The 26,094-nt window shown below is 45.5% G+C and carries 23 protein-coding genes and 5 pseudogenes; 26 read left to right on the forward strand and 2 right to left on the reverse strand.

The window, feature by feature from the left end; translation table 11 throughout:
* A partial coding sequence (locus tag HF992_RS07770) for an LPXTG cell wall anchor domain-containing protein (RefSeq protein ID WP_168549478.1) occupies positions 1-440 on the forward strand: 440 nt, incomplete at its 5' end.
* Between the two features lie 89 nt (positions 441-529).
* Here HF992_RS07770 and HF992_RS07775 read toward each other — a convergent pair.
* Positions 530-751, reverse strand: a pseudogene (locus HF992_RS07775) (transposase); the annotation flags it as partial.
* A 316-nt stretch (positions 752-1,067) separates the two neighbouring features.
* On the opposite strand from HF992_RS07775, the gene tnpB reads away from it, so the two are divergent.
* The 3 genes and pseudogenes from tnpB to tnpC form a co-directional block, all read left to right on the forward strand.
* The gene (tnpB, locus tag HF992_RS12040; RefSeq protein WP_168549480.1) at positions 1,068-1,316 is read left to right on the forward strand and encodes an IS66 family insertion sequence element accessory protein TnpB; all 249 of its coding nucleotides are present in this window, start codon (positions 1,068-1,070) and stop codon (positions 1,314-1,316) included.
* A pseudogene (locus tag HF992_RS12225) lies at positions 1,231-1,895 on the forward strand (IS66 family transposase); the annotation flags it as partial. The gene tnpB and the pseudogene HF992_RS12225, both read left to right, overlap by 86 nt.
* A 100-nt stretch (positions 1,896-1,995) precedes the next feature.
* Positions 1,996-2,610 (forward strand): annotated as a pseudogene (gene tnpC / locus HF992_RS12230) (IS66 family transposase); the annotation flags it as partial.
* A 191-nt stretch (positions 2,611-2,801) separates the two neighbouring features.
* Here tnpC and HF992_RS07800 read toward each other — a convergent pair.
* A complete protein-coding gene (locus HF992_RS07800) occupies positions 2,802-4,919 on the reverse strand; it encodes a 5'-nucleotidase C-terminal domain-containing protein (RefSeq protein WP_168549481.1) in 2,118 nt (705 codons plus the stop codon).
* 309 nt (positions 4,920-5,228) lie between these two features.
* Between HF992_RS07800 and HF992_RS07805 the strand changes: the two genes are divergently transcribed.
* The 22 genes and pseudogenes from HF992_RS07805 to HF992_RS07910 all read left to right on the forward strand — a co-directional run bounded on the left by HF992_RS07805 (position 5,229) and on the right by HF992_RS07910 (position 26,068).
* Positions 5,229-6,305, forward strand: coding sequence for an aspartate-semialdehyde dehydrogenase (locus tag HF992_RS07805; protein ID WP_168549482.1), 1,077 nt, complete (start codon positions 5,229-5,231; stop codon positions 6,303-6,305).
* A gap of 35 nt (positions 6,306-6,340) precedes the next feature.
* Positions 6,341-6,631, forward strand: a complete 291-nt coding sequence (locus HF992_RS07810; protein ID WP_168549483.1) for a hypothetical protein — start codon at positions 6,341-6,343, stop codon at positions 6,629-6,631.
* 166 nt (positions 6,632-6,797) lie between these two features.
* On the forward strand, positions 6,798-7,733 hold the full coding sequence (gene dapA / locus HF992_RS07815; RefSeq protein ID WP_168549484.1) for a 4-hydroxy-tetrahydrodipicolinate synthase: 936 nt from the start codon (positions 6,798-6,800) through the stop codon (positions 7,731-7,733).
* Positions 7,734-7,873: 140 nt separating this feature from the next.
* The gene (locus tag HF992_RS07820) at positions 7,874-8,347 is read left to right on the forward strand and encodes a MarR family winged helix-turn-helix transcriptional regulator (RefSeq protein WP_168549485.1); all 474 of its coding nucleotides are present in this window, start codon (positions 7,874-7,876) and stop codon (positions 8,345-8,347) included.
* A complete protein-coding gene (locus HF992_RS07825; RefSeq protein WP_168549524.1) occupies positions 8,334-9,329 on the forward strand; it encodes a zinc-binding dehydrogenase in 996 nt (331 codons plus the stop codon). Before HF992_RS07820 ends, HF992_RS07825 begins: the two co-directional genes overlap by 14 nt.
* A complete protein-coding gene (locus HF992_RS07830) occupies positions 9,310-9,942 on the forward strand; it encodes an ABC transporter permease (RefSeq protein WP_168549486.1) in 633 nt (210 codons plus the stop codon). The genes HF992_RS07825 and HF992_RS07830 overlap by 20 nt, the downstream gene beginning before the upstream one ends.
* A 13-nt stretch (positions 9,943-9,955) precedes the next feature.
* On the forward strand, positions 9,956-10,873 hold the full coding sequence (locus tag HF992_RS07835) for a glycine betaine ABC transporter substrate-binding protein (RefSeq protein WP_168549487.1): 918 nt from the start codon (positions 9,956-9,958) through the stop codon (positions 10,871-10,873).
* A gap of 9 nt (positions 10,874-10,882) precedes the next feature.
* Positions 10,883-11,650 (forward strand): ABC transporter ATP-binding protein, encoded by a 768-nt coding sequence (locus HF992_RS07840; RefSeq protein ID WP_168549488.1) that lies wholly within the window; start codon positions 10,883-10,885, stop codon positions 11,648-11,650.
* On the forward strand, positions 11,650-12,291 hold the full coding sequence (locus HF992_RS07845) for an ABC transporter permease (protein ID WP_018369188.1): 642 nt from the start codon (positions 11,650-11,652) through the stop codon (positions 12,289-12,291). Before HF992_RS07840 ends, HF992_RS07845 begins: the two co-directional genes overlap by 1 nt.
* 1 nt (position 12,292) lies before the next feature.
* The gene (locus HF992_RS07850) at positions 12,293-12,799 is read left to right on the forward strand and encodes a GNAT family N-acetyltransferase (RefSeq protein WP_168549489.1); all 507 of its coding nucleotides are present in this window, start codon (positions 12,293-12,295) and stop codon (positions 12,797-12,799) included.
* Positions 12,800-13,513: 714 nt separating this feature from the next.
* The gene (locus HF992_RS07855) at positions 13,514-14,440 is read left to right on the forward strand and encodes a dihydroorotate oxidase (RefSeq protein WP_168549490.1); all 927 of its coding nucleotides are present in this window, start codon (positions 13,514-13,516) and stop codon (positions 14,438-14,440) included.
* Positions 14,441-14,643: 203 nt separating this feature from the next.
* Positions 14,644-16,020 carry an MATE family efflux transporter gene (locus HF992_RS07860; RefSeq protein WP_168549491.1) on the forward strand — a complete coding sequence of 459 codons (1,377 nt, stop codon included), beginning with the start codon at positions 14,644-14,646 and terminating at the stop codon, positions 16,018-16,020.
* A gap of 24 nt (positions 16,021-16,044) precedes the next feature.
* Positions 16,045-16,806 carry an SDR family oxidoreductase gene (locus HF992_RS07865; protein ID WP_168549492.1) on the forward strand — a complete coding sequence of 254 codons (762 nt, stop codon included), beginning with the start codon at positions 16,045-16,047 and terminating at the stop codon, positions 16,804-16,806.
* Positions 16,807-17,486: 680 nt separating this feature from the next.
* Positions 17,487-19,037 carry a 2-isopropylmalate synthase gene (locus HF992_RS07870; protein WP_168549493.1) on the forward strand — a complete coding sequence of 517 codons (1,551 nt, stop codon included), beginning with the start codon at positions 17,487-17,489 and terminating at the stop codon, positions 19,035-19,037.
* Complete coding sequence (gene leuB, locus HF992_RS07875) at positions 19,037-20,074, forward strand: 3-isopropylmalate dehydrogenase (protein WP_168549494.1); 1,038 nt, start codon at positions 19,037-19,039, stop codon at positions 20,072-20,074. The genes HF992_RS07870 and leuB overlap by 1 nt, the downstream gene beginning before the upstream one ends.
* The gene (locus HF992_RS07880) at positions 20,071-20,352 is read left to right on the forward strand and encodes a DUF1294 domain-containing protein (protein WP_168549495.1); all 282 of its coding nucleotides are present in this window, start codon (positions 20,071-20,073) and stop codon (positions 20,350-20,352) included. The genes leuB and HF992_RS07880 overlap by 4 nt, the downstream gene beginning before the upstream one ends.
* Complete coding sequence (leuC, locus tag HF992_RS07885) at positions 20,349-21,737, forward strand: 3-isopropylmalate dehydratase large subunit (RefSeq protein WP_168549496.1); 1,389 nt, start codon at positions 20,349-20,351, stop codon at positions 21,735-21,737. The genes HF992_RS07880 and leuC overlap by 4 nt, the downstream gene beginning before the upstream one ends.
* Before the next feature lies 1 nt (position 21,738).
* Positions 21,739-22,329 (forward strand): 3-isopropylmalate dehydratase small subunit, encoded by a 591-nt coding sequence (gene leuD, locus HF992_RS07890; RefSeq protein ID WP_168549497.1) that lies wholly within the window; start codon positions 21,739-21,741, stop codon positions 22,327-22,329.
* Between the two features lie 1,194 nt (positions 22,330-23,523).
* Positions 23,524-23,964, forward strand: a complete 441-nt coding sequence (locus tag HF992_RS07895) for a VOC family protein (protein WP_168549498.1) — start codon at positions 23,524-23,526, stop codon at positions 23,962-23,964.
* Positions 23,965-23,973: 9 nt separating this feature from the next.
* Positions 23,974-24,366, forward strand: coding sequence for a VOC family protein (locus HF992_RS07900; RefSeq protein WP_168549499.1), 393 nt, complete (start codon positions 23,974-23,976; stop codon positions 24,364-24,366).
* Between the two features lie 238 nt (positions 24,367-24,604).
* Positions 24,605-24,834: pseudogene (locus tag HF992_RS07905) on the forward strand (DUF1797 family protein).
* A 103-nt stretch (positions 24,835-24,937) separates the two neighbouring features.
* A pseudogene (locus HF992_RS07910) lies at positions 24,938-26,068 on the forward strand (IS3 family transposase).
* Positions 26,069-26,094: the final 26 nt, after the last annotated feature.

Below are 26,094 nucleotides of genomic sequence, written 5' to 3' on the forward strand. Positions count from 1 at the left end.
AAACGGATACAGATGGCGACGGTATTTCAGATGATCAGGATCCAGACGATGACAACGACGGTGTCAATGATAAGGATGAGGAATTAGTCGGTACAAATCCTAAGAATCCAATGACAGATGGCAAGACTCCAGATGGTGAATTGGACAGTGATAACGATGGAATCAAGAACAAGGACGAATCAGATCCTAATGGCACGACTCCAACTGACAAAGACCAAGATGGTAAACCAGATATCATTACACCAAAACCATCTCAAACAACGCAACCTGGTAATGATAAAGGTAATCGTAAAACCGTTTCACTGTCAGGATCTTCTGAACAGTCTTCTAAACAATTACCTAAGACGGGTGATTCAAGCGAAGTAACATCACTTGTTGCAGGTTTTGGTTTATTAGCTTTAATTGCCGTAATGATAAAACGTCGTCGTAAAGAAGATTAATAATAGTGGGGCAAATCGGCATGTGTGCATCGCTCATATCCGAAAAACAATGAAAATTGGCTCTATATGACTGTAGTGGGTGACTTATATCATGTACGCGAGAGAATCAGCTTGGTTCTCTCTTTTTGCACATTCAAAGCAATCAAAATTTTAGTTTTAAAATTCTTGAATTTTCTAAAACCAAAGGCATTTCGTTTGATGTCTTTGATCAGTTTATTCGTGGCTTCTAGTTTAGCGTTGGAGTAAGCTAATTCCAGGGCATTAGTAATGTCTTTTTTATATTTTTTAAAGGCCTTAAAGACTGTTTGAAAGGTTGTAAGCATCTAATAACGAAGTACCTGTAAAACTCTTTCCGCCTCCGTTATACTGTCATTAGAAAATAGAAATGGAGGATTTTTATCATGTTACTCCCTATCGTCCCCTTGGATTCGTCTCGTCAATCTCGTCAGTTTGAAAAGAAAAGCAAAAATAATTTTCTCCTCAAACTAAGATTAGGTCAACTAGAAATCAGTTGCTTTCATCCCCTTGGTCAAGACCAACTAGAACTTATTTTAGAAAAGGTACTTACTTATGACCGTCAGGCTCAATGATTTAGGGCATGTTTGTCTTGTCTGTGGGAAAACGGATATGAGGCAAGGAATTGACTCACTAGCTTATCTGGTTAAAAGTCACTTTGACCTTGATCCCTTCTCAGGTCAAGTCTTTCTCTTTTGTGGCGGACGCAAAGACCGTTTTAAGACTCTTTATTGGGGTGGTCAAGGATTTTGGTTGCTCTATAAGCGGGTTGAAAATGGGACACTCACCTGGCCAAGCTATTCTCAATCAGTCCAGCCCAGAAGAGGTGCACCACAAATTAGAAGGTGGCAGTTGTCCTGATTGTCAGGGTGAGCTTAAAGAGATTGGCTCTTGTGTCCAAAGACAAGAGTTGGTCTTTATTCCAGCCCAATTAAAACGGGTTGACCATGTCCAACATGCCTATAAATGTCAAAGTTGCAGTGAGGAGGGCCATGTTGATAAAATCATTAAGGCACTTGTACCCAAAGCACCGTTAGCTCATAGCATTGGGTCAGCTTCTATCATCGCTCATACGATTCATCAGAAATTTAATTTGAAGGTTCCGAATTATCGTCAAGAAGAGGATTGGAATAAAATGGGCTTGCCCATTCCATTACATGTAAAGAGATTGCCAACTGGCATATCAAATCAAGTCAATACTATTTTGAGCCTCTTTATGACCTTTTACGTGAGAAATTATTGGCGCAGCCTATTCTTCATGCGGATGAAACCTCTTATCAGGTCTTAGAAAGCGACAGGCAGAAGACCTACTATTGGACGTTTTTATCAGGCAAGCAGGAAGAACAAGGGATTACCCTTTATCACCATGACAAGCGCCGAAGTGGTTTGGTTGTTCAGGAAGTTCTTGGGAATTATGAGGGTTATGTTCACTGTGACATGTTACGGCAGTAACTTAGGACTTTAGTCCTTTAGTTCTGCCTATACGCTAGCAGTCTAAGATTGAAAAACGAAGTGATGATAATCTTGGTTAACTGCGAACCGCTGGAGTGCCTACCGACAGTTACCCAATGCCACATTAGTCGGTTGCTGGGCACATGTGAGGCGAAAGTTCTTTGAAGCTACTCCGAAAAAGGCTGATAAAAGCTCTTTAGGTGCTAAGGGTCTCAAGTATTGTGACCAATTGTTTCGCCTTGAAAGGGAATGGGAGGGATTATCAGCTGAGGAGCGATTGGACAACCGACAGGCAGAGTTAGCTCCCTTGATGACTGAGTTTTTCGACTGGTGTCGAAAACAAACGGTCTTGCCAGGTTCCTCGCTAGGGAAAGCTTTGGATTACAGTCTCAATCACGAGGAGACGTTCAAGACTGTTCTGAAAGACGGCAGACTTGTTCTTTCCAATAATCTGGCAGAAAGAGCCATTAAATCCTTGGTGATGGGGCGAAAAAATGAGTTGTTTTCTCAGAGCTTTGAGGGTGCCAAGTCAACAGCCATCATTATGAGTTTACTTGAGACGGCCAAGAGACACGACTTGAATACTGAAAAATACATCATCCATTTTCTAGAACATCTTCCAAATGAGAAGACACTCGCAAAAAAGGAGGTGCTAGAGGGGTATTTGCCATGGGTAAAAAACATGCAGAAAAATTGCAAATAGAAAAAGTTCCGGAGCTAATATTAACTCTGGAACTTTTTTCAATATACTCTGTTATTGGACGCTTACCTTTAAACATTAAAAAGGAGAGAAACAATTTGATTCTCTCCAGATGTTAGCTTTTCACCAACCCACTACAGTTGACAATGAGCCTGGTAAATGGGTTGTAGTAGGAAGTCAAGGTTTACAGTCGCCTAGTCTTTTTTTCGAGTCTTAGGCAAGGCTAAGCCAGAGAATAGGCTGAGTCCAATAAGAGACAGGAGGGAAGCGGCATCACCAGTCTTAGGAAGAATGGCTGTAGTTCCTTTAGGGGAGGAATGGTGGACCGTTGTCTCAGTCTCTGTAGTGGCAGCAGGATGTTGCTGGTCGTCTTTCTTCTCAGTTGGTTTATAATAGCCAGGACGGTATGTTGGAAGTGTTGGATTTGGTTTTGGCTCAGGTTTTGGTTCTGGCCTAGGTGTTGGTTCTGGATTTGGAGCAGGTTCTGGTGTAGGTGTTGAAGGGATCACCCGTTCGTTACTATTGACAGAAACATACTTAGAAAGATCAGGGGTTTTAGCCAAATAATCAGCAAAGACCTCGTCCATTGAAGGACCTTCTTCACGAGCTCCACCGAGCATGGTGTAGCCATCTCCACCAGCAGCTACAAAGTCATTGGTTGCCAGATAGTAGGTTTTTTCTTTATCCAGTGGAGTGTAGCTACCAGTTTCTGGATTAAGAATTTCGACCTTAAGGACACGTTGGTTAGCCTCAGCTAGAGGGTTATAATAAACGCGAGCACCAGATACCTGCAGGTAGAATCCAGCAGCGGTGAAGAGCGGATAGCCCTGATCATCAGTGATGTAGCTACCATCTTCCTTGGTTTGTAGGGTAGAACTTAATGATTTTTCAAACATCTCTAGAATCTGACTACCCTTAACTTCAATTTGAGAAATAATATTACCAAAAGGCAGAACAGCAATGATGTCGCCTTTAGTAATTGGCTTATCGGCTGCGATGGTAGCACGGATGCCACCCCCGTTAGTGACAGCTAAGTCAGTTGGATTTTTGAAATTACCGTTGCGGCCATAATCATAGAGCGCATCTGTGATGGCATTTCCAGAGTTGGTCTCACGGACACGGACGTTTTCACGATCGCCGTTAAATTCAACAGTATTATTGGCCACAACAACTGCTGCACTTTCCAGATCAAAGGCAGCTTTAGCGTCAGCGACGATTTTGGCCACTTGTTCATTAGGGACAAGGTTTTTGGTGTCATTTGGGGTGATGAATGTTGGTGTCACTTGACCGTCAGCAGACAAGGTGATTTTACCGATGTTTTCGAGGTACTTACCGGTCTGGCTATAGGTGACGTTATTACCGTAGGTGGCAGTGTGAACCGTATGAGAATGCCCATCGATCACAATGACTTTTTTACCAGATAGGGCTTGGTATTCCGAAAGGGCTTTAGCAAGTGTGTCCCCACGCCATTCAGCAGGAGTACTCTTGTCAATCCCTAGGTGGGCCAGGATAATATAATTGTTATAGCTTTTGCCTTCAGCCAAGGCGTTAGCTTCAATTTGCTCGACCGCCTTTTTCACTTCTGAAATAGGATCTGCAAAGGTGACGCCAGTCACATTTCTAGGGTGGGTCTTGGTCGATGTCTCAGGTGTGGTAACACCGATAACCACAAATTCGTCTCCAGCTACATCAGGCGTTTTATCGACAATTGTTGAGGCTTCAAAGAGACGGACACCATTAACATAGGTGTTGACTGAAAGGAGAGGGAAGGTTAATTTTTCCTTATATGCTTTTGCTTCTTCAAGTGAGAAGTCAAACTCGTGGTTGCCGACAGCCATCGCATCGTAACCAATTGCGTTCATGGCTTTAGCAACTTCTGCTCCTTTGCTGGCATTGGAAATTGGTAGGCCTTGGAAGGCATCACCAGCATCCAAGACAAGTGTCGTTTGGTCAGTATTGGCACGTTCGTTTTCAACAACAGTTGCTAATTTAGCAAGACCGATGACACCGCGCTCCTCCAGCATCCGTCCGTGAATATCATTGGTATGGAGGATAACCGCACTTGGTGTTTCTGGTGTAGCAGTAACAGGTTTTGCTTCCTCTAAAGGAGCCTTTTCTTCAGCTTCTGCGGGTTCAACAGAACCTGGATCTGTTGTGCTGACAGTAGTACTGTCAGGGACCGTGGTGGCTGTTTCAGTAACCAAAGGCGTTGGAGCATTTGGCCCTTCAGCTAAGACTTTATGACTCTCATCAATCACCAGAGAAGATAAGAGTAACATGGACGATGTTAGGAACACTGTTTTGCGTTTCATAAGATCTCCTTAAAAATATTTTTATTTATACTATTATACAATAAAAAACGGACATTTGTCTCGATTAACTTCAAAAAAAGCCATTATTTTTTAAGTTAACGAACTCTTTTGTCGAAAAAACGAGAGAAAGCGATTGTTTTCTGTATGTTTTTGAAAAAACACTGAAAAGACATCGAAAAATTGAACGAATGAGGTGCTAGTTTTTTGAGAAAATTCTCAAAATAAGTGCTTGGCTTACTTTCCTTTTTGGTCAATTCATAGTATAATATAGTACAATAAAATGACTAACAAATGAATGAGGTAAGTAACATGGGCTATACAGTTGCCGTTGTTGGTGCGACAGGCGCCGTTGGAACACAGATGATTAAGATGCTAGAAGAGAGTACGCTTCCGATTGACCAGATTAAGTTGCTGTCGTCAGCTCGTTCTGCTGGTAAGACCTTGACTTACAAGGGCCAAGATGTCACTGTTGAGTTGACCACAGAGGACAGTTTTGATGGCGTGGATATTGCATTATTCTCCGCAGGTGGGTCGACATCGGCTAAGTTTGCCCCTTATGCGGTGAAAGCAGGCGCTGTGGTGGTGGACAACACCTCTTACTTCCGTATGAATCCAGATGTGCCTTTGGTTGTTCCAGAGGTCAATGCCCATGCCATGGATGACCACAAAGGCATTATCGCTTGTCCAAACTGCTCTACCATCCAGATGATGGTGGCACTGGAGCCTGTCCGTCAGAAGTGGGGCTTGGAACGCATCATCGTGTCAACCTACCAAGCGGTCTCTGGGGCAGGTATGGGAGCTATTTTGGAAACCCAGGCGCAGTTGCGTGCGGTGTTGAATGACGGCGTGGCACCAAAAGAGGTAGAAGCAAACATCCTGCCTTCAGGTGGCGATAAGAAGCACTATCCTATCGGCTTTAATGCACTGCCACAAATCGACCTCTTCACGGACAATGCTTACACCTACGAAGAGATGAAGATGACCAAGGAAACCAAGAAAATCATGGAAGACGACAGCATTGCTGTTTCTGCGACCTGTGTGCGGATTCCAGTTCTCTCTGCCCACTCTGAATCTGTCTACATCGAAACCAAGGAAGTCGCAGACATTGAAGCAGTAAAAGCAGCAATTGCGAGCTTCCCAGGTGCTGTTTTAGAAGATGACATTGCCAACCAAATCTACCCACAAGCTATCAATGCGGTCGGTAGCCGTGATACCTTTGTTGGTCGTATTCGTAAGGATTTGGACAAGGAAAATGGTATTCACATGTGGGTGGTATCTGACAACCTCCTCAAAGGGGCTGCTTGGAATTCCGTTCAAATCGCTGAGACCCTTCACGAGCGTGGTTTGGTTCGCCCGACAGCAGAGCTTGTTTTTGAGCTGAAATAATAATTTGATTACTTAAAGATAGAGGAGAATGTTTTATGAATAAAGTAGAAAAGAAAGTTGCCAACTATATGAACAACCATCCTAAGTTTCAAATTCTTTTAAATATTTCTGCGGGTTTGTTTGTCCTTATCTTTCCTTGGATAAAACGACAAGAACTTGTTCAGTGGGAGTCAACTGGCGGTGAGCTTACTATGCCTCGCTTTATCTACTGGATTTACAGTATTGGAGGGGTTAACGCCCCAGCGATTTTATTTTCTTTAGCAAGCTTACTATTCTTTTTTCATGCTTATCGGTTAATAAAACAATTACGCTTCAATAAAAAATAAACGCTCTGATTAGTGGAGGAAGAGTATAGATTTCACTTTCTAATTTGTGATAGTGGGACTTCATTTCCTGTTTACTAATTCTTTGTGGTCTGCTAATATTTGAAACCATTTGTTTAACCACACTATCTGCTCACACGCCGATTGACAAAAAGATTAGGAGGAATCTATGTCTATTGACCAATTAAGAAATGCTAAAATTATCACGGCTTTAGTAACCCCATTTCATGAAGATGGCACTATCAATTTTGAGGCTTTCCCAGCTCTGATTGAGCACTTGCTGGCGCACCATACAGATGCCATCTTGCTGGCAGGGACGACAGCGGAAAGTCCGACCCTGACCCATGAGGAAGAGTTAGAAATTTTCAAAGTTGTGCAAGCTATTGTTAAGGGCAGAGTGCCCTTGATTGCAGGGATTGGGACCAATGATACGCGGGATTCCATCGAGTTTGCCAAGGAAGTGGCTAAATTCGGTGGTTTTGCGGCGGGCCTTGCCATTGTTCCTTACTATAATAAGCCATCTCAAGAGGGGCTTTATCAGCATTTTAAGGCCATTGCGGATGCGTCTGACCTGCCGATTATTCTGTATAATATCCCGGGGCGGGTCGTGGTGGAGTTGACGCCTGAGACCATGCTGCGTTTGGCAGAACATCCCAATATCATCGGAGTCAAGGAGTGTACAACCCTCGCTAATATTGCCTATCTGATTGAGCACCGTCCAGATGATTTTCTCATCTATACAGGTGAGGATGGCGATGCCTTCCATGCCATGAATTTGGGAGCAGATGGGGTAATTTCGGTAGCCTCGCACACTAATGGTGACGAGATGCACGCCATGTTTGAAGCAATTGAGCGCAGCGACATCAAGGCTGCTGCGGCTATTCAGCGCCAGTTTATCCCTAAAGTCAACGCTCTCTTTAGCTATCCGAGCCCTGCTCCTGTTAAGGCAGTGCTGAACTATCTGGGCTTTGATGTCGGGCCGCTTCGCTTGCCCCTTGTCGCAGCACCAGAAGAAGAGGCTAAGCGCATTATCAAGGTCGTCGTTGATGGTGATTATGAAGCGACAAAAGCAACCGTGACAGGTGTGATTCGCCCACGGTACTAAAATATGATGATACCAAAGAGCAGACAATCCTGCTCTTTTTTGTGGAATATAGTATTTCTATATCGAAATAGTTGACAAAGAAAAAAGGAGATGCTACAATTATTATTGTTCGATATAGAAATAAAAAGAAAGGGACTCCTATGACAAAAGAACAAGGGGGCTATCGCGCGACCCACATTAGCCTCTTGAATGGTCGTCTGTTTCAGCACTTGCTAGCACAGGAGCCAGAGGCACTTTACACGGGAGAACAAGGGAAGATTCTCCACTGTCTTTGGTTACATGGTGGGAGAGGAACAGCGACGGACATTGCCATTCACACAGGGCTTGCTAACAATACCCTGACCTCTATGCTCAAACGCTTGGAGGAGCAGGGTTTGATTGTGCAGCAGCCCTGTCCCAATGACAAGCGGAAAAAAATCTGGCACCTGACGGATAAGGGGTGGGGGCAAGAAGTCATCGGAAAGCGGGTTAGCGAGCGCTTGTCCAAGGTTTTTTACGAGGGATTTAGTGAGGAAGAAATAGCTGCCTTTGAAAGCTATCAAGAGCGAATCTTGGCTAATTTAAAAGCTAATCTGCAAAGGAGGAAAATTGATGAAGCTGATGAAGGCTGTTAGGGTTGAAAAGCCTGGCGAAGCAGACGTCTTACAAGTCTCACAAGTTCCCCTGCCTAAACTAAAAGATGGCTGGACCTTGGTAAAAGTGCTGGGATTTGGAATCAACCGCTCAGAAATTTTTACCCGTAAGGGCTGGTCACCAAGTGTACAATTTCCACGGATTCTGGGCATCGAATGCGTCGGTCAAGTTGAGCAGACGACTTCTCCTGATTTGGTCGCTGGGCAACTGGTTATTTCCTTTATGGGGGAGATGGGGCGTGCCTTTGATGGCTCTTATGCTGATTATGCCTTGCTACCTAATTCACAGCTTTATCCTGTAGTGAGCGACCTCGATTTGGCGACCTTGGTCGCCTTGCCAGAGACTTATTATACTGCCTTTGGCGCACTCAAAAATTTGAATATCAGTGCTACAGATAAGGTTTTGGTCAGGGGCGCGACAAGCGGTGTCGGTCAGGCTTTTGCCCGACTTCTCAAGGTTCAGCATCCAGACATTTATCTGGTAGGGACTAGCCGAGACAGGGCAAAAGAGCCGTTGCTTCTAGCTGAGGGGTATGATGAGGTTTTTCTCGATGAGGATAATCAACTCCAATCATCCCAGTCATTTACTAAGATACTAGAGCTCATTGGGCCGAAAACCATTAAGGACAGTTTTTGCTATTTGGAGGAAGGGGGCATTCTCTGCTCCTGCGGTCAGTTGGGAGGTCAGTGGTACTTGGATGATTTTGACCCAATTGAGCAACTAGCTAACAATGTCTATCTGACAACCTTCTATTCGGGAAATGTCTCCCCACAAAAGGTGCAGGAACTTCTTGACTTTGTAGGCAAACATGAGGTCAAGACAAGCCCTGAACGGATTTTTCACGGCTTAGAAGAAGTGGCAGACGCCCATCGTTACTTAGAGAGCCGGGGTAGTTTTGGCAAGGTTGTCGTGCTCTTGTCAGAAGAAGTAAAGGAGGCTACGCATGTGGACCAGACTGGTTGATTACCTAGCGCACAACAGCCACCAGTACCTGACCTACCTTTGGGAGCATATCTGGATCAGCCTTCTGGCTCTGGGAATCGCTCTGGTTTTGGGGACCTACTTGGGTTACCTGGCTTACCAGCGCCCCAAACTTCGGCAAGCCATCACAGGCCTGTCTGGTGGTCTGCGGGTCATTCCCTCGCTGGGGGTGCTGTTCTTCCTCATTCCCCTCATCGGCGTCGGGCAAGTGCCAGCCCTCATCGCCCTTGTCCTGCTAGGCTTACCGCCCATTATCCTACAAACCTTGGTCGGCTTAGTACAAGTCCCGGAGAGCTTGAAAGAAGTGGGCAAGGGATTAGGGATGACCGATAGGCAGGTCTTGCTCAAGGTCGCTTTTCCGCTAGCTCTTCCTCATCTCTTGACCGGGCTCAAGTTGGCTCTAGTGGAAATCATCGCCTCCGCTAGCCTAGCGACCTACATCGGAGCAGGAGGGCTGGGCACTCTGATTTTCACAGGGTTGGGGCTCTATCGCTATGATCTCTTACTCTTGGGGGGTGGCTCCGTTGCCCTGCTCTCGCTCATTGCTATGTTGAGCCTCGATGGGCTCATCCATCACATCAAACAAAGACACTAAAAAGGAGTTAAACATGACAAACAAAAAACGCCTCGGAGGTCTGTTAGCCCTCCTTGTCCTAGCTGGTTTAGGATTATTTGCCCTCTTTGGGCAAAAGCAGAGTGCACCTGCAGCTGGTGACAAGCCAGTCGTGCGGATAGGTTCAAAAGATTTCACTGAAAACCTTATCGTTGCCGAGCTTTATGCCCTAGCCTTGGAAGATGAGGGCTACACCGTTGAGCGCAAGTTTAACATCGCCAGCTCTTTGGTGCATACGTCCTTGACCAATAAGGAAATCGACCTCTACCCAGAGTACACAGGGACAGGGCTGTTAGCTATTTTGAAGTTGCCATTGGAAACCGACCCTGAGCAGGTCTATCAGACGGTTAAAACCGCCTATGCCAAAGACTTTAAGCTGACGTGGTTAGACTACGCACAAGCGACAGACAGTCAGGGCTTGGTTATCCGGACAGCCGTGGCGAAGCAGTTGGGCATCAAGACCATCTCTGACCTGCAACAACATGCGAGCGAACTCCGCTTTGCGTCCCAAGGGGAATTTGACCAGCGTGAGGACGGTTTGGCAGGCTTGAAGACGGCTTACGGTGAGTTTAACTGGAAATCGTCTAAGGTCTACGACAACAGCCTGAAATACAGCGTGCTGAAAAACGACGAAGCAGATGTGACGCCAGCTTACACTACCGAAGGTCAGCTCATTCAGACAGATGAGTTTACCCTGCTGGAAGATGACAAGGCCTTCTGGCCACCTTATAACATTGCCCCTGTTGCCCAGAGCGACTTGATTGAGAAAGAGCCAAATCTTGCTCAAGCCTTGAACAAGATTTCCAGCCAATTAACGACTGAAAAAGTCACCGAACTAAACGCTCAAGTCGATGTTGACGGTAAGGATTATACAGCTGTTGCCAAAGACTTCTACAAGAGCATCGCTAACTAAGGAGACCAGATGACGCAAGCATTAGTGACCTTTGAGGGGGTGGGAAAGACCTACGGCGATACCCCAGTCTTGTCCGATCTGACCTTTACCCTCTCTAAGGGTGAGTTTATTACCATTTTAGGGACATCAGGGTCTGGGAAAACGACGACGCTCAAGCTCATGAACCGCCTCTTAGAGCCAGATACAGGGCAGATTTTGTTAGATGGTCAGCCCTTATCAGCGACCGATCCTGTTGCCCTCCGTCGGCAAATCGGCTATGTGGTTCAGCAGATTGGGCTCTTTCCCCACCTGACTGTCCGAGACAATATTGCCACTGTCCCTAAACTCTTGGGCTGGGAAAACGAGCGAATTGACCAGCGTGTAGAGGAGTTGCTGACCATGGTGCAGCTCCCTGCTAGAGACTTTGCCCATCGCTACCCCAAGGAACTCTCAGGTGGACAGCAGCAGCGGGTCGGAGTAGCCAGAGCACTAGCTGCTGATCCGCAGATGGTGTTGTTTGATGAGCCCTTTGGGGCGGTGGATGCCATCACCCGCCATCACCTGCAAGACCAGCTCAAGACTCTCCACCAGTCCTTGGCTGACAAGACCTTTGTCCTCATCACCCATGATATCCATGAAGCCCTCTATCTGGGCAACCGTGTCATGGTCATGGATCAGGGGCGGTTGGTGCAGTTTGACCGTCCGCAGGAGATTATTGCTTCCCCTCAGACGGACTTTGTCAAATCCCTGCTCGAAACGGTTCAGCGGCAGGACAGGCTAGTAGGAGGATTGACCTGATGGCGTATGTACTCAGTCATCGTGAGGAGCTTTTTCGCTTGGTCTTGGAACACCTCCAATTGACCCTGCTGGCTCTGGGATTTGCCTTGGTCTTTGGAATTGGGTTGACCTTGCTCCTCTGGCGCTTTCCTCGCTTGCAGCAAGTGTCCGTCTATCTCTTGTCTGTCTTGTACGCGGTGCCCTCCTTTGCCCTCTTTGCTCTGCTGATTCCCCTGACAGGTCTGGGGCAGACGACCACGGTTATCGTTTTGACCCTCTATGCCCAGTATATCTTGGTGCGAAGTTTCTTATCGGGTTTGACCGAGATTGACCCAGCTCTTTTGGAGGCTGGACGCGGCATGGGCATGACCGAGGGGCAGTTGTTAGTGACCGTTCAGCTGCCCTTAGCCGTACCTGCTCTTTTTGCAGGCATTAAGCTAGCAGCGACCTCCATCATCGCTATGGCGACCATTGGGGCGACCATCAATGCAGGGGGACTGGGGACGCTCTTGTTTGATGGCTTGCGCACCGCATCTCTGACCAAGCTCATCTGGGGCATCGGGCTAACAGTCAGCTTGAGTGGGCTCTTTTCCCTCTTGATTGATTTTTTAGAAGACTTGGCGACGCCGAAACAGTCGTCTCTATCAGAAAAGGAGAATTAAGATGACCGTCACCACCCGTTTTGCAACACCAGCTGACGCAGCTACTATTTGTGCTATCTGTTCGGCCGCTTGGCGTGTGACCTATAAGGACTTGAATCCTCCAGAGTATATCGAGCAGGTGATCGCTGACTTTTACACCCTCGACCGAGTGACTAAAGAATGCTCAACCAGTGATCAGCACTGGCACGGCTACATGGTCGCTGAGCTAGACGGTCACGTCTTAGGGGCTATCGGTGGCGGTGTCAGTGAGGGTAATTTTGGGCATATCTATGTCCTCTATGTTCACCCAGACCACAAGGGAAAGGGCTTGGGACGTGCTCTCGTTGACTTTCTGACCGACCACCAGAAGGCGACCTACGGGATTAACCGCCAACAAGTCACCGTTGCCAAGAACAACCAGATGGGCATTCCTTTTTATGAGCGGATGGGCTTCGTCTGTCAAGGAGAAATTCCCAACTGGTATCATCAAGGAGGCAAAGAAAATCTTAGTTTTGAACGTCTGGTTTGAAAGAGGGAGGAGTTTCCAAGGCAATGTTCGGAAAAAGCTTGAGAGAGGCGTTAAGGTTTGGGTTTTTCTTGTCATTTAACTGCAAATATGCTAATATCACCTTAGAACATCTTTAAATTCGTCCAGAGAGGCGAGCAAGGTAACAAAATCAGCTACAAGTAACGCATGATTTGTCATGTGAGGCAATGCTTGCTGATCTACTGCGGTAGGTCTTGTAGACTAGTCTAAGGAAAAACGGACGCTGGCCAATCCAGCTGAGTTGCCCTTTTTGCAAAGGATTTACAGGTACCTTGTCAGTGATAAGGTCCTATTTTTGTACCTGAAAGAGGATGTTTTAAGAAGGATAATGGTCGAGTTTATCTAGCTGAGCTGGTTTAACACCTCTCCAACAGGGGCTAGAACAGCTGGTCACTATCTTTCTTTGCATGAGAAGGGAGGTCAACGATTCAAGAACAGTGAGATGATGGGAGAAAGAAATAGCCGACATTATAAACTTATTGACGGTACCTTAGTTTATGGAACAATCCTGACATTGTGCAAATCTAACGGTGATACAGCATAAATGTCAAAGAATTGGCTTATGTTAGATAAGGAGACGGCCTATACTTTTGATTCCGAACAGTTTTTGAGCAACCCCTTACGGTAGGCAAAAGGTTTACGGTAAGGCAGAGGCGACTATCTGCTAGGGCAAATTCGTTTACAAGGAGAATGAAGATGAGCAAGTTAAGGACAAGCATTGGACAGTTTCAGTTTGATACCTGTGTGATGAACGCTTCAGGTGTACACTGCTATGATCAGGCAGAGTTAGATGGGTTACGTTTTTCATCGGCGGGGACCTTTGTGACCAAGTCAGCTACGCTTCACGCGCGGGAAGGCAATCCGACACCGCGCTATAAACCGGTACCGCTGGGCTCAATCAATTCTATGGGTCTGCCAAATTTGGGCATCGATTTCTACCTGGACTACCTCAAATCGGTTGAGGTGGGGGAGAGTTCGCCTTTCTTATCTATTACTGGCCTGTCTCGTGAGGAGACTCATGTCCTTTTAAAACGAATTCAGTCTTCTAACTATGACGGTCTTGTGGAGCTCAATCTCTCCTGCCCCAACCTCGTCGGCAAACCCCAGCTAGGCTATGACACCGAAGGTGTTAAAGAACTCTTAACCGAGGTTTTCATCTACTTTGACCAGCCATTGGGCGTTAAGCTACCCCCTTATTTTGATTTAACCCACTTTGACCAGATTGCTGAGGTACTCAATCAATTTCCACTGACCTTTATCAATACGGTCAATAGCATTGGCAATGCTCTCTATATCGAAGACGAGACGGTGGTCATCAAGCCTAAGAATGGCTTTGGCGGCCTGGGCGGTGCTTATATTAAGCCGACAGCCTTAGCCAATGTTCACGCTTTTTACCAACGGCTTGACCCTTCTATCGCCATTATTGGCACAGGTGGTGTCACTAGTGGTCGCGATGTTTTTGAGCACATCCTTTGTGGGGCTCGTCTGGTTCAGGTGGGAACGGCCTTGCAGGAAGAAGGGCCAGCCATCTTTGACCGCCTTCAGGCAGAGTTGCTGGCCATTATGGCAACAAAAGGCTATCAGAGCCTAGACGATTTTCGTGGGAAGTTGCAGTATCTATAATTTGGCGAGAGGGATTTAGAGATAGCGATAGTAGACTGGCTGGATAGGCCAGTCTATTTGGCTGTTGTTTATTGAGCCAAATTATGTTTGCAGATGTAGCAGTTATCTCAGTAGTTTTTGGGGAATAAGCCGTTGAGCTCAGTAGCGTATTCGCTTAGAATTTTGCTATAATAGTAGGTAAGAGATCTTTCGAAGGAGTTATCATGTATTCAACAACAAGTATCAAGCAGAAAGTCTTTTTGTTCGTAACGATTTTTCTGCCGATCTTGATATATCAGCTGGCTAATTATTCAGCCTCCTTTATTGACACCATGATGACGGGCCAGTACAGCACCGTAGACTTGGCTGGGGTATCCATGGCGACCAGCTTTTGGAATCCTCTTTTTTCCTTCTTGACAGGTATTGTCTCTGCTCTTGTCCCGATCATTGGTCAGCATTTAGGGAAGGGCGATCGGTCTAAGATTCGCCAAGAATTTCATCAATTCGTCTATATGAGTTTGCTGTTGTCGCTTCTTCTTTTGGTTTTGGTTCTTTTGTTTGCCCGGCCAGTTTTGGCGACACTTGATTTGGAACCAGCTGTTTTTAAAGTATCCAGAGCTTATCTGGCCTACCTTTCGTTAGGGATTTTTCCTCTTTTTCTTTTCAGTGTGTGCCGAGGATTCTTTGATGCCTTAGGTTTGACTAAACTATCCATGTACCTGATGCTGCTTTTGGTCCCCTTTAATACAGGACTAAACTATTTACTTATTTATGGAAAGTTTGGCCTGCCAGAGATGGGAGGAGCAGGAGCGGGGCTTGGGACAGCTTTAGCCTATTGGCTTTTAATGATAGTCGTAGGAGGAGTGATGATTACCCACCCACGCATTCGTCCCTATCGTTTAGGCCAATTATCTGCCTTTGATGGTCAGTTGCTCTGGTCGGGTTTTCTACTTGGTTTGCCGATTGGAGGGAGCATTTTTGCTGAAGTTGCTATTTTTGCCGTAGTTGGCTTATTGATGGCGAATTACAGTACTCAAATGATTGCCGCCCATCAATCAGCCATGAATTTTGCAACCTTGATGTATGCCTTCCCTATGAGTATCGCAACAGCTTTGCCGATTACCGTATCCTACGAAATCGGTGCTGGTCGCTTGGAAGGAGCCCGTCACTATGCGCGGATCGGACGCCTATTGGCTTTGGCTTTTGCTGGATTTACCCTGACTTTTCTCTATCTTTTCAGACAGTGGATTGCTAGCTTATATGGGACAGACACAGACTTTATCCAGCTGACAGGTGTTTTTCTTACCTATAGCCTTTGTTTCCAGCTAGCGGATGCCTATACGGCACCGATTCAAGGTATTTTACGGGGCTACAAGGATACTCGCCTGCCTTTTATCTTAGGCGTGACAGCTTACTGGGGAGTTTCGCTTCCCGTTGCTTTGATATTGGAGCATTGGACGAGTTTGGGTCCCTATAGCTATTGGATTGGTTTGATTTTAGGCATTGTCGCCAGTGGCGCCTTGCTAGCGCTGAGATTGAAAAAAGTACAGGCTAATCTTGAAGTCATCAAGGTGGAGCAGGTACCTGATGCCTTCATTTAAGAAGAAAGTATAAAGGAGACTGTCATGACAGAAATCATTTTAGTAACAGGAGCTTCAGCTGGTTTTGGTCAGGCGATTTGCCGCTTGTTAGTTGATAAGGGCTACCGAGTGATCGGAGCGGCTAGACGTTTAGAGAAACTACAGGAACTTCAAGGAGAACTGGGAGATTGCTTTTACCCTTTGAAAATGGATGTTTCAAAGACCGATTCGATTGATGAGGCCCTGGCCAGCTTGCCTGAGGATTGGCAAGCACTAACTGGTTTGGTTAATAATGCAGGCTTGGCTTTGGGATTAGAGCCAGCCCATCAAGCAGACTTTCAAGATTGGTTAACCATGATTGAGACCAATATTATCGGCTTGACCTACCTCACGAAAAACGTTCTTCCAGGCATGGTTGACAGAAATCATGGCCATATCATTAACCTTGGATCCACTGCTGGGACCGTCCCATACCCAGGAGCGAATGTTTACGGAGCTAGTAAGGCTTTTGTCAAACAGTTCAGTTTAAATTTACGGGCGGATTTAGCTGGAACACGCTTACGTGTGACCAATATTGAACCTGGACTTTGTGGAGGAACAGAATTTTCCGCAGTTCGCTTTAAGGGAGACCAAGAACGCGTTGATAAACTTTATGATGGTGCGGGCAGTATTCAGCCAGAAGATATTGCACAAAGCGTCCTTTGGGTGTTGCAACAACCAGCTCATGTCAATATCAACCGTATCGAATTAATGCCTGTCTCTCAAACCTTCGGTCCCCAACCCATTCATCGTGACCTATGGGATTAAAACATTCCAGTGGCATGATTCAACCGCCCTCTCGAAATAAGAGAGGAGTGTGACTCCAGTGGTGCGATCGTCTCTTTTCCTGAAGATGAAGAATGGACCTGATCAGTGCATTCGTATCGAAGAGATCAAGTTAGTCTTTGGAGCAGATTCCTACTTAAGGGTTCAATTTTTTTGTCCATCAGGGCTTTAAATATCACTGATGACTAACTGACCATCAAAATCGGAGTGATTTGGTGAGTATTGAGTAAGTATTTTTTGACTAAGGTAGCAAGGCCCCAAAACCTCTTTGAAGTGGCCCTATGTTCAGGTTTAGAATTTAAATAAGTATCAGTAAGGTAGGGCAGCAATCGCGAAAGCGTGGTTGCTGTTTTGCTCTATTAAAAAGGAGATGGAACATTATAGGGACAATTTATCTCCGAATAAGAAAATGTGTTTGGTTTTTTTGAAAAAATCAGAAAATTCCACCTAAACTATTGACAGAAAATTTTGAAGATGGTAGAATAGATACCATCAAAACTAGGGAGCCAACTGATGACAAAACTGACAACCGTTCTTTTGTTACGACCCGAGGGCTAGTGCAATTGCATTAGTCCTGTTTGGTTTACCAAGCGGGAGGGAGGTGTCTCGCAAATGAGATGCCTCCTTTTGACTTAAGAAAAGAATTTGAAAGGGAATTTAAGATGAGAACAGTTCAATTTTTAGACACCACTCTTCGAGATGGAGAGCAGACACCTGGGGTAAATTTTTCCATTCGTGAGAAAGTAACCATCGCTAAGCAGCTAGAAAAGTGGGGGATTTCTGCTATTGAAGCAGGGTTCCCGGCTGCTAGTCCAGATTCTTTTGAAGCTGTCAAGGCGATTGCTGAGACGATTACCAGTGCAGCAGTCACAGGTCTTGCACGGTCAGTCAAGTCTGACATTGATATTGCGTACGAAGCCCTGAAAGATGCCAAATACCCTCAGATTCATGTCTTTATCGCCACTAGTCCCATTCATAGGGAATTCAAGCTTAAAAAGTCTAAGCAAGAAATTTTGCAAGCCATCAAAGAGCACGTTTCCTATGCGCGCTCAAAGTTTGACGTGGTTGAGTTTTCGCCAGAAGATGCGACACGGACTGAGCTCGATTTTCTTTTGGAGGTAGTCCAGACGGCTGTTGATGCGGGAGCAACCTATATCAATATTCCAGACACAGTTGGCTTTACTACTCCAGAAGCTTATGGCGCTATTTTTAAGATGCTGACAGAGAATATTCGATCAGAGCGAGAGATTATTTTTAGCCCTCACTGCCATGATGATTTGGGAATGGCTGTCGCTAATACCTTGGCTGCTATTAAAAATGGCGCAGGCAGGGTGGAAGGAACTATCAACGGTATCGGGGAGAGGGCTGGTAATGCTGCGCTGGAGGAAGTGGCTGTGGCTCTTAAGATTCGAGAGGATTATTTCCAAGTAACTAGCCCGATTGTCCTTAAGGAGACCATGGCTTTGGCAGAACTCGTCTCGCAGGCGTCAGGTCTTCCCTTGCCTAAGAACAAGGCAGTGGTTGGTGGCAATGCCTTTTCACATGAGTCAGGCATCCATCAAGATGGGGTCCTGAAAAACCCATTGACCTATGAGATCATCACGCCAGAATTAGTCGGTGTAATGAAAAATTCTCTTCCATTAGGGAAATTATCTGGGCGTCATGCTTTTGTTGACAAATTAAAAGAGCTCAGTCTTGAGGTTGAGGAAGCGGAAGTATCTGCTTTATTTGCTAAATTCAAGGCCTTGGCAGACAAGAAGCAGGAAATAACCGATGCAGATATCAGAGCCCTGGTCCTAGACCGTGAGGTGCAGGACTTGGAAGGCTTCCAGTTTGAGGATTTGAAAGTAAGGACCTTGGAAGACAAGACTGTTGAAGCTCAAGTCTTTATGGTCAATCAAAAACAGGAGCAGGAAATGTTGACTGCTAGAGGGAAAGGATCGGTTGAAGCAATCTTTAACGCTGTTGACCACTTCTTTCAACAGGCTGTTCGCTTAGAGCGTTACCTGATTGAGGCGGTTACAGAAGGAATTGATGCCCAGGCCTCTGTACATGTGACTGTGGAGAATTTAGAGACAGGTCGTCTTTTTAATGCCACGGGTGTTGATTTTGATGTTTTGAAAGCTTCGGCAGAGGCCTATATCAAGGCCAATGCCCTCATTCAAAAAGAACAGGCTGGCTTGATGGGGCAGCCCTTATCGGAGAAAGCGTAATGACAAAGAGAATTATAACCTTGGCTGGAGATGGTATTGGGCCTGAAATTATGGCGGCAGGCTTAGAAGTTCTGAAGGCTACAGCTCCTCATTTATCCTTTGATTACCAGACAGAGGCGATGCCTTTTGGTGGAGCAGGTATTGATGCCTGTGGTCATCCGCTTCCGGCAGAGACCTTGTCAGCTGCTCGTGAGGCGGATGCTATCTTACTGGCGGCTATCGGAAGTCCTAAGTACGATCAGGCGCCGATCAGACCGGAACAAGGTCTGTTGGCCTTGAGGCAGGAGTTGGGGTTATTTGCTAATGTTAGACCTGTCAAACTGTTTTCAGGGCTCAAGCATTTGTCGCCTTTGAAACCAGAGCGGATTGATGGTGTTGATTTTGTTGTTGTTCGGGAATTGACAGGTGGTATTTATTTTGGTCGGCACCGCTTAGAGGTAGACTGGGCGGATGATCTTAACTATTATTCCAGAAAAGAGATTGAGCGTATCTTGCGTGTAGCCTTTTCGTTAGCCCAACAACGTTCTGGCAAGGTCACTAGTATTGACAAGCAAAACGTTCTGGCCACTTCTAAGCTCTGGCGTCAGGTAGCCGAAGAAGTTGCTAAAGATTTTCCAGATGTGACTTTAGAGCATCAGCTGGTGGATTCAGCTGCCATGTTATTGGTTACTAATCCTGCCCGATTTGATGTGATTGTGACTGAAAATCTGTTTGGGGATATTCTATCAGATGAGGCCTCTGTCCTATCGGGAAGTTTGGGTGTCATGCCGTCTGCGAGCCATTCGGTTCAGGGGCCAAGTCTATATGAACCCATTCATGGCTCAGCACCGGATATTGCTGGAAAAGGAATCGCAAATCCTATCTCCATGATTTTATCCGTTGCCATGATGTTACGGTCTTCCTTTGGTGAAGAAGCTGTCGCCAGTCGGATTGAACAGGCGGTTGAGTCGGTTCTTGAAGCAGGAATCTTGACTCCAGACTTAGGCGGCAGTGCGACAACTCAAGCTATGACACGAGCGATTGTGGAGGCTTTATGAAGATTCAAGAGGTTTTGACCTTAATGGTATTGACATGGAATGCCTTGGTATACAGTGTTTATGCCTGGGACAAATATTGTGCAACCCATCAGCGCTGGCGCGTGTCAGAACGGGTTTTGCTAAGCTTAGCATTGGGGCTAGGGGGACTCGGTGCGCTCTTAGCTGGGCATTCCTTACGCCATAAGGTACGCAAGTGGTATTTTCAATTAACGTGGTGGTTAGGGTTCGTTGTGCTTCTAGCTTGCCTTTATATGATCTGGTTTGGAGGTTATCTATGAGCGGACAAACAATTTTTGATAAGATCTGGGAGCGACATGTCATTACAGGCGATCTTGGCCAACCCCAGCTCCTATATATTGATCAACACTATATTCATGAGGTGACAACACCTCAGGCTTTTGATGGTTTGCGAGAAGCAGGACGACGTGTGCGCAGACCAGATTTGACCTTTGGAACCATTGACCATAATGTCCCAACCAAAGATATTTTTAACATTCGGGATTTGATTTCCAAAAAGCAGATTGACACCTTGACACGTAATGTGGAAGAATTTGGGATAGAGACAGCGGTTCACGGGAGTGAAAAACAAGGGATTGTTCATGTGGTTGGGCCAGAGACCGGGCGGACTCAGCCTGGAAAAATCATCGTCTGTGGAGATAGTCATACCGCAACTCACGGCGCATTTGGCGCAATTGGTTTTGGAATTGGGACCTCTGAAGTTGAGCATGTCTTTGCCACCCAAACGCTCTGGCAGGTCAAACCCAAGCAAATGAAGGTCGAGTTTATGGGCAAACCACAAGCAGGGGTTTACTCCAAAGATTTTGTCATGGCACTTATCGCCCGGTATGGGGTGGGAGCAGGTGTTGGCTATGCTGTTGAATACACTGGTGAAGCGATTGAGCGACTCAGCATGGAAGAGCGCATGTCTATCTGCAACATGACCATCGAATTTGGTGCCAAGTATGGCATTATTGCGCCTGATGAGACAACTTTTGCCTACATGAGAGGCAGAGAATGCGTGCCAGAAGCGTTTGATGAGGCTGTTGCAGACTGGAAGACCCTGGTTTCCGACCCTGATGCGGTCTATGACAAGGTAATCACAATTGATGTGTCAGAGTTAGCTCCTATGGTGTCCTGGGGAACCAATCCAGAAATGGCTGTCGCTTTTAATGAACCTTTCCCAGACATTCGAGATATGAATGATGAACGGGCCTACACCTACATGGACATTAAACCAGGTCAGACTGCCGAAGACATCCAAATTGGTTACGTGTTTATTGGGTCTTGTACCAATGCTAGGCTCAGTGATCTGCAGCTGGCGGCTAAATTTGTCCAAGGTAAGAAGATTGCAGATCATGTGACGGCTATTGTGGTTCCAGGAAGCCGGCCGGTTAAGCGGGCTGCTGAAGCAGAGGGCTTAGATAAGATTTTTCTAGAAGCTGGTTTTGAATGGCGCGATCCAGGTTGCTCCATGTGCTTAGGGATGAATGAGGATAAGGTCCCAGAAGGAATTCACTGCGCTTCAACCAGTAATCGTAACTTTGAAGGCCGCCAAGGTTTTGGCTCAAGGACCCATCTTTGCAGCCCTGCCATGGCCGCTGCAGCAGCTATTGCAGGACGTTTTGTGGATGTCCGCTTGATGACAGATATAGTAGGAGGTTAGGATGGAACCCTTTACGATTTACAGCGGGAAAACAGTCCCAATCATGTACGATAACATTGACACGGATCAACTTTTGCCCAAACAATTCCTAAAATTGATTGATAAAAAAGGCTTTGGGAAGTACCTGTTCTTCGATTGGCGGTACACGGACAAAAACTACACAGATGACCCCGATTTTATCCTCAATCAACCAGCCTATCAGGCGGCAACTATCCTAATTTCAGGTGACAATTTCGGGGCTGGTTCATCACGAGAGCACGCTGCTTGGGCCCTGGCGGATTATGGGTTTAAGGTAGTGATTGCGGGGTCTTTTGGGGATATCCACTACAATAATGAACTCAATAATGGCATGTTACCGATTGTTCAACAAAAGGAAGTGAGGGAGCAGTTGGCCCAGTTAGCGCCTGACCAGGAGATTACTATTAATCTGCCTGAGCAGAAACTCCTGACCCCTTTTGGAGATTTTGAGTTTGAGATTGATGGGCAATGGAAGCACAAGCTACTCAATGGTTTGGATGATATTGGCATCACCCTTCAGTACGAAGAACTCATTACCGCCTACGAGCAAAACCGACCGAGTTATTGGCTCTAGGCAAACACGAAGCACCCCGATAACTTTATCAAAGACTTAAGCGAAGTGTCGTTTGATTTCGACACTTTTATCATTGTTGCGTTTTTATTGAGCAATCTTTGCAAGAAGGTTGTGCTTCCTGATACACCAGCGTCTTTGGCGATAATAGGCTTGCATTCTTCCAAAGGGGAGACGTTTAGTTTGGGTTTCTTGGGAATTGAGTAATGCGCACCCCATGCAGGTAGCACATAGATTATTTTGAGTTTCTGTTGGTCAAACTAGAATTAGCTGCCAAATAGGGCTGGAAAACTGGCGAACATCAAAAATAAATGCATCTAAAACGCAACTGTTACGGCTACGCCTAAAAGAACAACGGAGACCTTTTTTAGAATGAAAGATATGTCTATCAAAAATCCCCAATACAGGAAAAATGTTCTGCAATACAAAGGGGTATATCGGAAAACTTCCTAACTGAAGGTCCCAAGGAAGAAATAAGGTAGTGCCCCACAAACAAACGACAACGATTAGGTAGTAGGGGAATAAGTCTCGATGAAACGTCTCATTTTTAACCTCCTGTGGGATTTACTGTCTCAAAATGAAAGAATCTGATTTATCATATAAGGCTTATGAGTTGCAATAAACTAAATTAATTGTCCCTTGCAATCACAGTTTTGTCCAAGGCTAGAATGTTTGTAGCATCTATCGTAGTCACGACAGTCCCAGTCTAATAAGTCGATAGGCTCTAAAGTAAAGTTGTTGCCCGTATGTCCAGGACCACAATACCTGCCGTGCAGAGCTGGTCACGGAGCAGAGCGGAAATAGCTTGCAGGAATAAACGTTTGGTTTGAGTAATTCTCACTGACGGTTTCAATCATTAAGCTAGTATAAAACGCTTCTCCAGAAATCCCTGCGGTTTAAGCGGATTCAAAATCAAAGGATAATCGCTCTCCAGAACGCCATAAACTGCAAGGCAATATAGGCGTTTGTTCGACAATCTAAGCAAAAGGCTTATCAGTTGATTAGACACTTAACGTGCTGGATTTGGTTCATCTATTGTCCCATTAGTGGGGGCAGTGCCTAGCGATTTTTCTTTTATTTCTAACGTTCATCAACGACTGATGGGATCTCGGTATCATCATTTCAAATCTTTTGCGAGAAAGTTTAGCTTTAAATGTGTTATAATGAGCTCTAAACAATTTAAGGAGAACATTACTTTTGATTAAATCTATTGAACTTTACCTGGTGACTGACGGAAATGGCTTAGAAGCTGTTGACTTTTACAAAGATGTTTTTGATGCTGAAGTGGTAGCAGTGACGACCTTTGGTCAAGCCATTCCAAATACACCAGAAGAAAAACGTCATTTAGTCCTCAACGCCAACCTTAATATCAATGGCATTCGTTTGCAGATTTCAGATAACAATCCTGACTACCCTTATATCCAAGGGACTAATATGACCGCCTGCATTCAGCTAGATAGTGCTGAAACAGCGACTGCGCTTTACAAAAAACTTAGCCAAGACGCCAAGGAAATTCAGCTGGAACTTCAAGAGACGCCTTGGAGCCCAGCCTATGGCATTGTGGTCGATCAGTTTGGGATGACCTGGCAGATCAACACTGACATCGCAGGCTTTGTGTCACAAACTGTCCAATTTTAAGGAGGGGTCATGTTTACAGAACAGTTTTCGCTGATGCTTTATGTTGCTGATGTGGCTGCCGAACAAGCCTTTTGGGAGGCGGTTGGTTTTGAGATTTTAGCAACAAGTGAGCAGATGGGCTACCAGAGCTTTGAGATGCGCTCACATGCCAAAAGTAGCACAACCATTACGGTATACGACAAGGCCTTTATCCAACAGGTCTCGCCTGAGGTAGCGAACCATGTGCCTAGCATTCTCTTTGAGAGCGACGACATTTATGCCTTGCAGGCAAAAATAGCAGAGCAGACCGACACCGCAAGCCCTGTCCAAACGGAACCTTTTTTGACCTTTAACTTTGCCAGCCCAAGTGGGCAGTATTTTGCGGTTAAAGGGCGCTCATCAGATGGGTCAACCACCAACTAAGGGAAATTTAAAGAGCGTTTCGATAACGGCAGCTTGCTATCCTAGTCGCTGGTTTTTCCACGATAGTCTGTTCGGAAGTTGTAAGGTCAAACCATGTACTAGTCCTTCTGGAGCTCCTTATTGTGCCTAAGAGGCTCGTCCATGAGTAAAAATGGTTCATTTTAGCGATTTTACTTTTTATTCTAGGTATTCCATGGTCAAATAATAAGGTAATTATAAGAACGAGGAGAATACCCTGATGGAATCACATTTGGTAAGAATCATTAATCGCTTAGAGCTTATGGTGACTGATGGTGGTAACTTAAAATGTAATTTGAGCGTGACGATGTTGTGGTGGCAGAAGTGGCTTTCAGCAACGCCCCTGAAAATGGTCCGACCTTTACCTTGCGTGATGTTGTGGCTCGCGAAACCTATACCTTTGACAGCATTGACCTCATTGCGATGGAAATCTACGACTTGCTGTATTAAGCAAAGATGAGACGACTGGGCTGTGGCACTAGCCCCTAAAAATGAGACACAAGAAAAACACTCCTGTTGAAATCTAGTAAACTAGAAACAGGAGTGTTTTATTATGGTTACACAAGCCTATTCGGTAGAAACTAAGTTAGCCTGTGTCGAGATGAAAAAAGTAGGCAAAAGCAATAAGGTCATCAAAGAGACTCTAGGGATTAAAAATAAGAGTCAAATCTATACTTGGATGAAGTGGCATAAACAGGATGAAATGCACCGTCTTCATTAACCTGTAGGAAAACAATATACCTACGGCAAAGGGATGAAGCAACTGTCTGAAGTAGAACAGTTGAGATTACAGTGGAACTGCTAAAAAAGTATCGAAGCTTGATAAGAAACTCGACAAAGTAAGTCTTATCAAGCTAGTGGAAGAATACAAGAAACTGTATCCAGTGTCCCTTATTCTAGAATGCTTCGATGTCAAACGCTCCACCTTCTACCGTTGGAAATCTGAAGGGATGAGGACACAACAAAGAGAGGAAGTGATAGATAAAATCGAGTATCTCTGTATGGAAAGTCAGTTCATCTACGGTTATCGTACCATCACTCGACTGCTCAAGAAGAGTTTTGATCTCGTCGTGAATCGTAAGAAAGTCTATCGTATCATGAAGGAAAAGGGCTGGCTCTGTCGAACACGGCCTAAGAAGACGCCCAATTTAGGAAAGCCATACTACTATGTGACAGAAAATAAGCTAGACCGCGACTTTCAGGCAGATAAACCAATGCAGAAGCTTGTCACAGATATCACTTATCTCTACTTTGGCAACTGTAAGCTCTATTTATCCTCTATCATGGACCTCCATAACCGTGAAATTGTGGCTGATACCATTTCGGATTGCCAAGATACGGAGGTCGTATTAGATACGCTTAATCAGCTAGAATTACCTCAAGGTGCACTATTACACAGCGACCAAGGCTCTGTCTATACCTCGAAGGCCTGCTTTCGGGCTTGTACAGAAAAAGGCATTACCCGCTCCATGTCCCGTAAGGGAACACCAGCGGACAATGCCTGCATCGAATGGTTTCATTCCGTCCTAAAGTCTGAAACCTTCTATCTCCACAAGTGGAGAAATCTAACTAAGAATAGTATAACAGATATTGTGCAAAATTACATCATATTTTATAATAAATGAGAATTCAACAGAGATTAAACGACCAGTCTCCTGTTCAATACAGAAAACTGGCCACCTAAAGAGTGTTTTCTACTGTCCCATTAGT

It is taken from the genome of Streptococcus ovuberis (genome assembly GCF_012396585.1).
Taxonomy (GTDB): Bacteria; Bacillota; Bacilli; order Lactobacillales; family Streptococcaceae; genus Streptococcus; species Streptococcus ovuberis.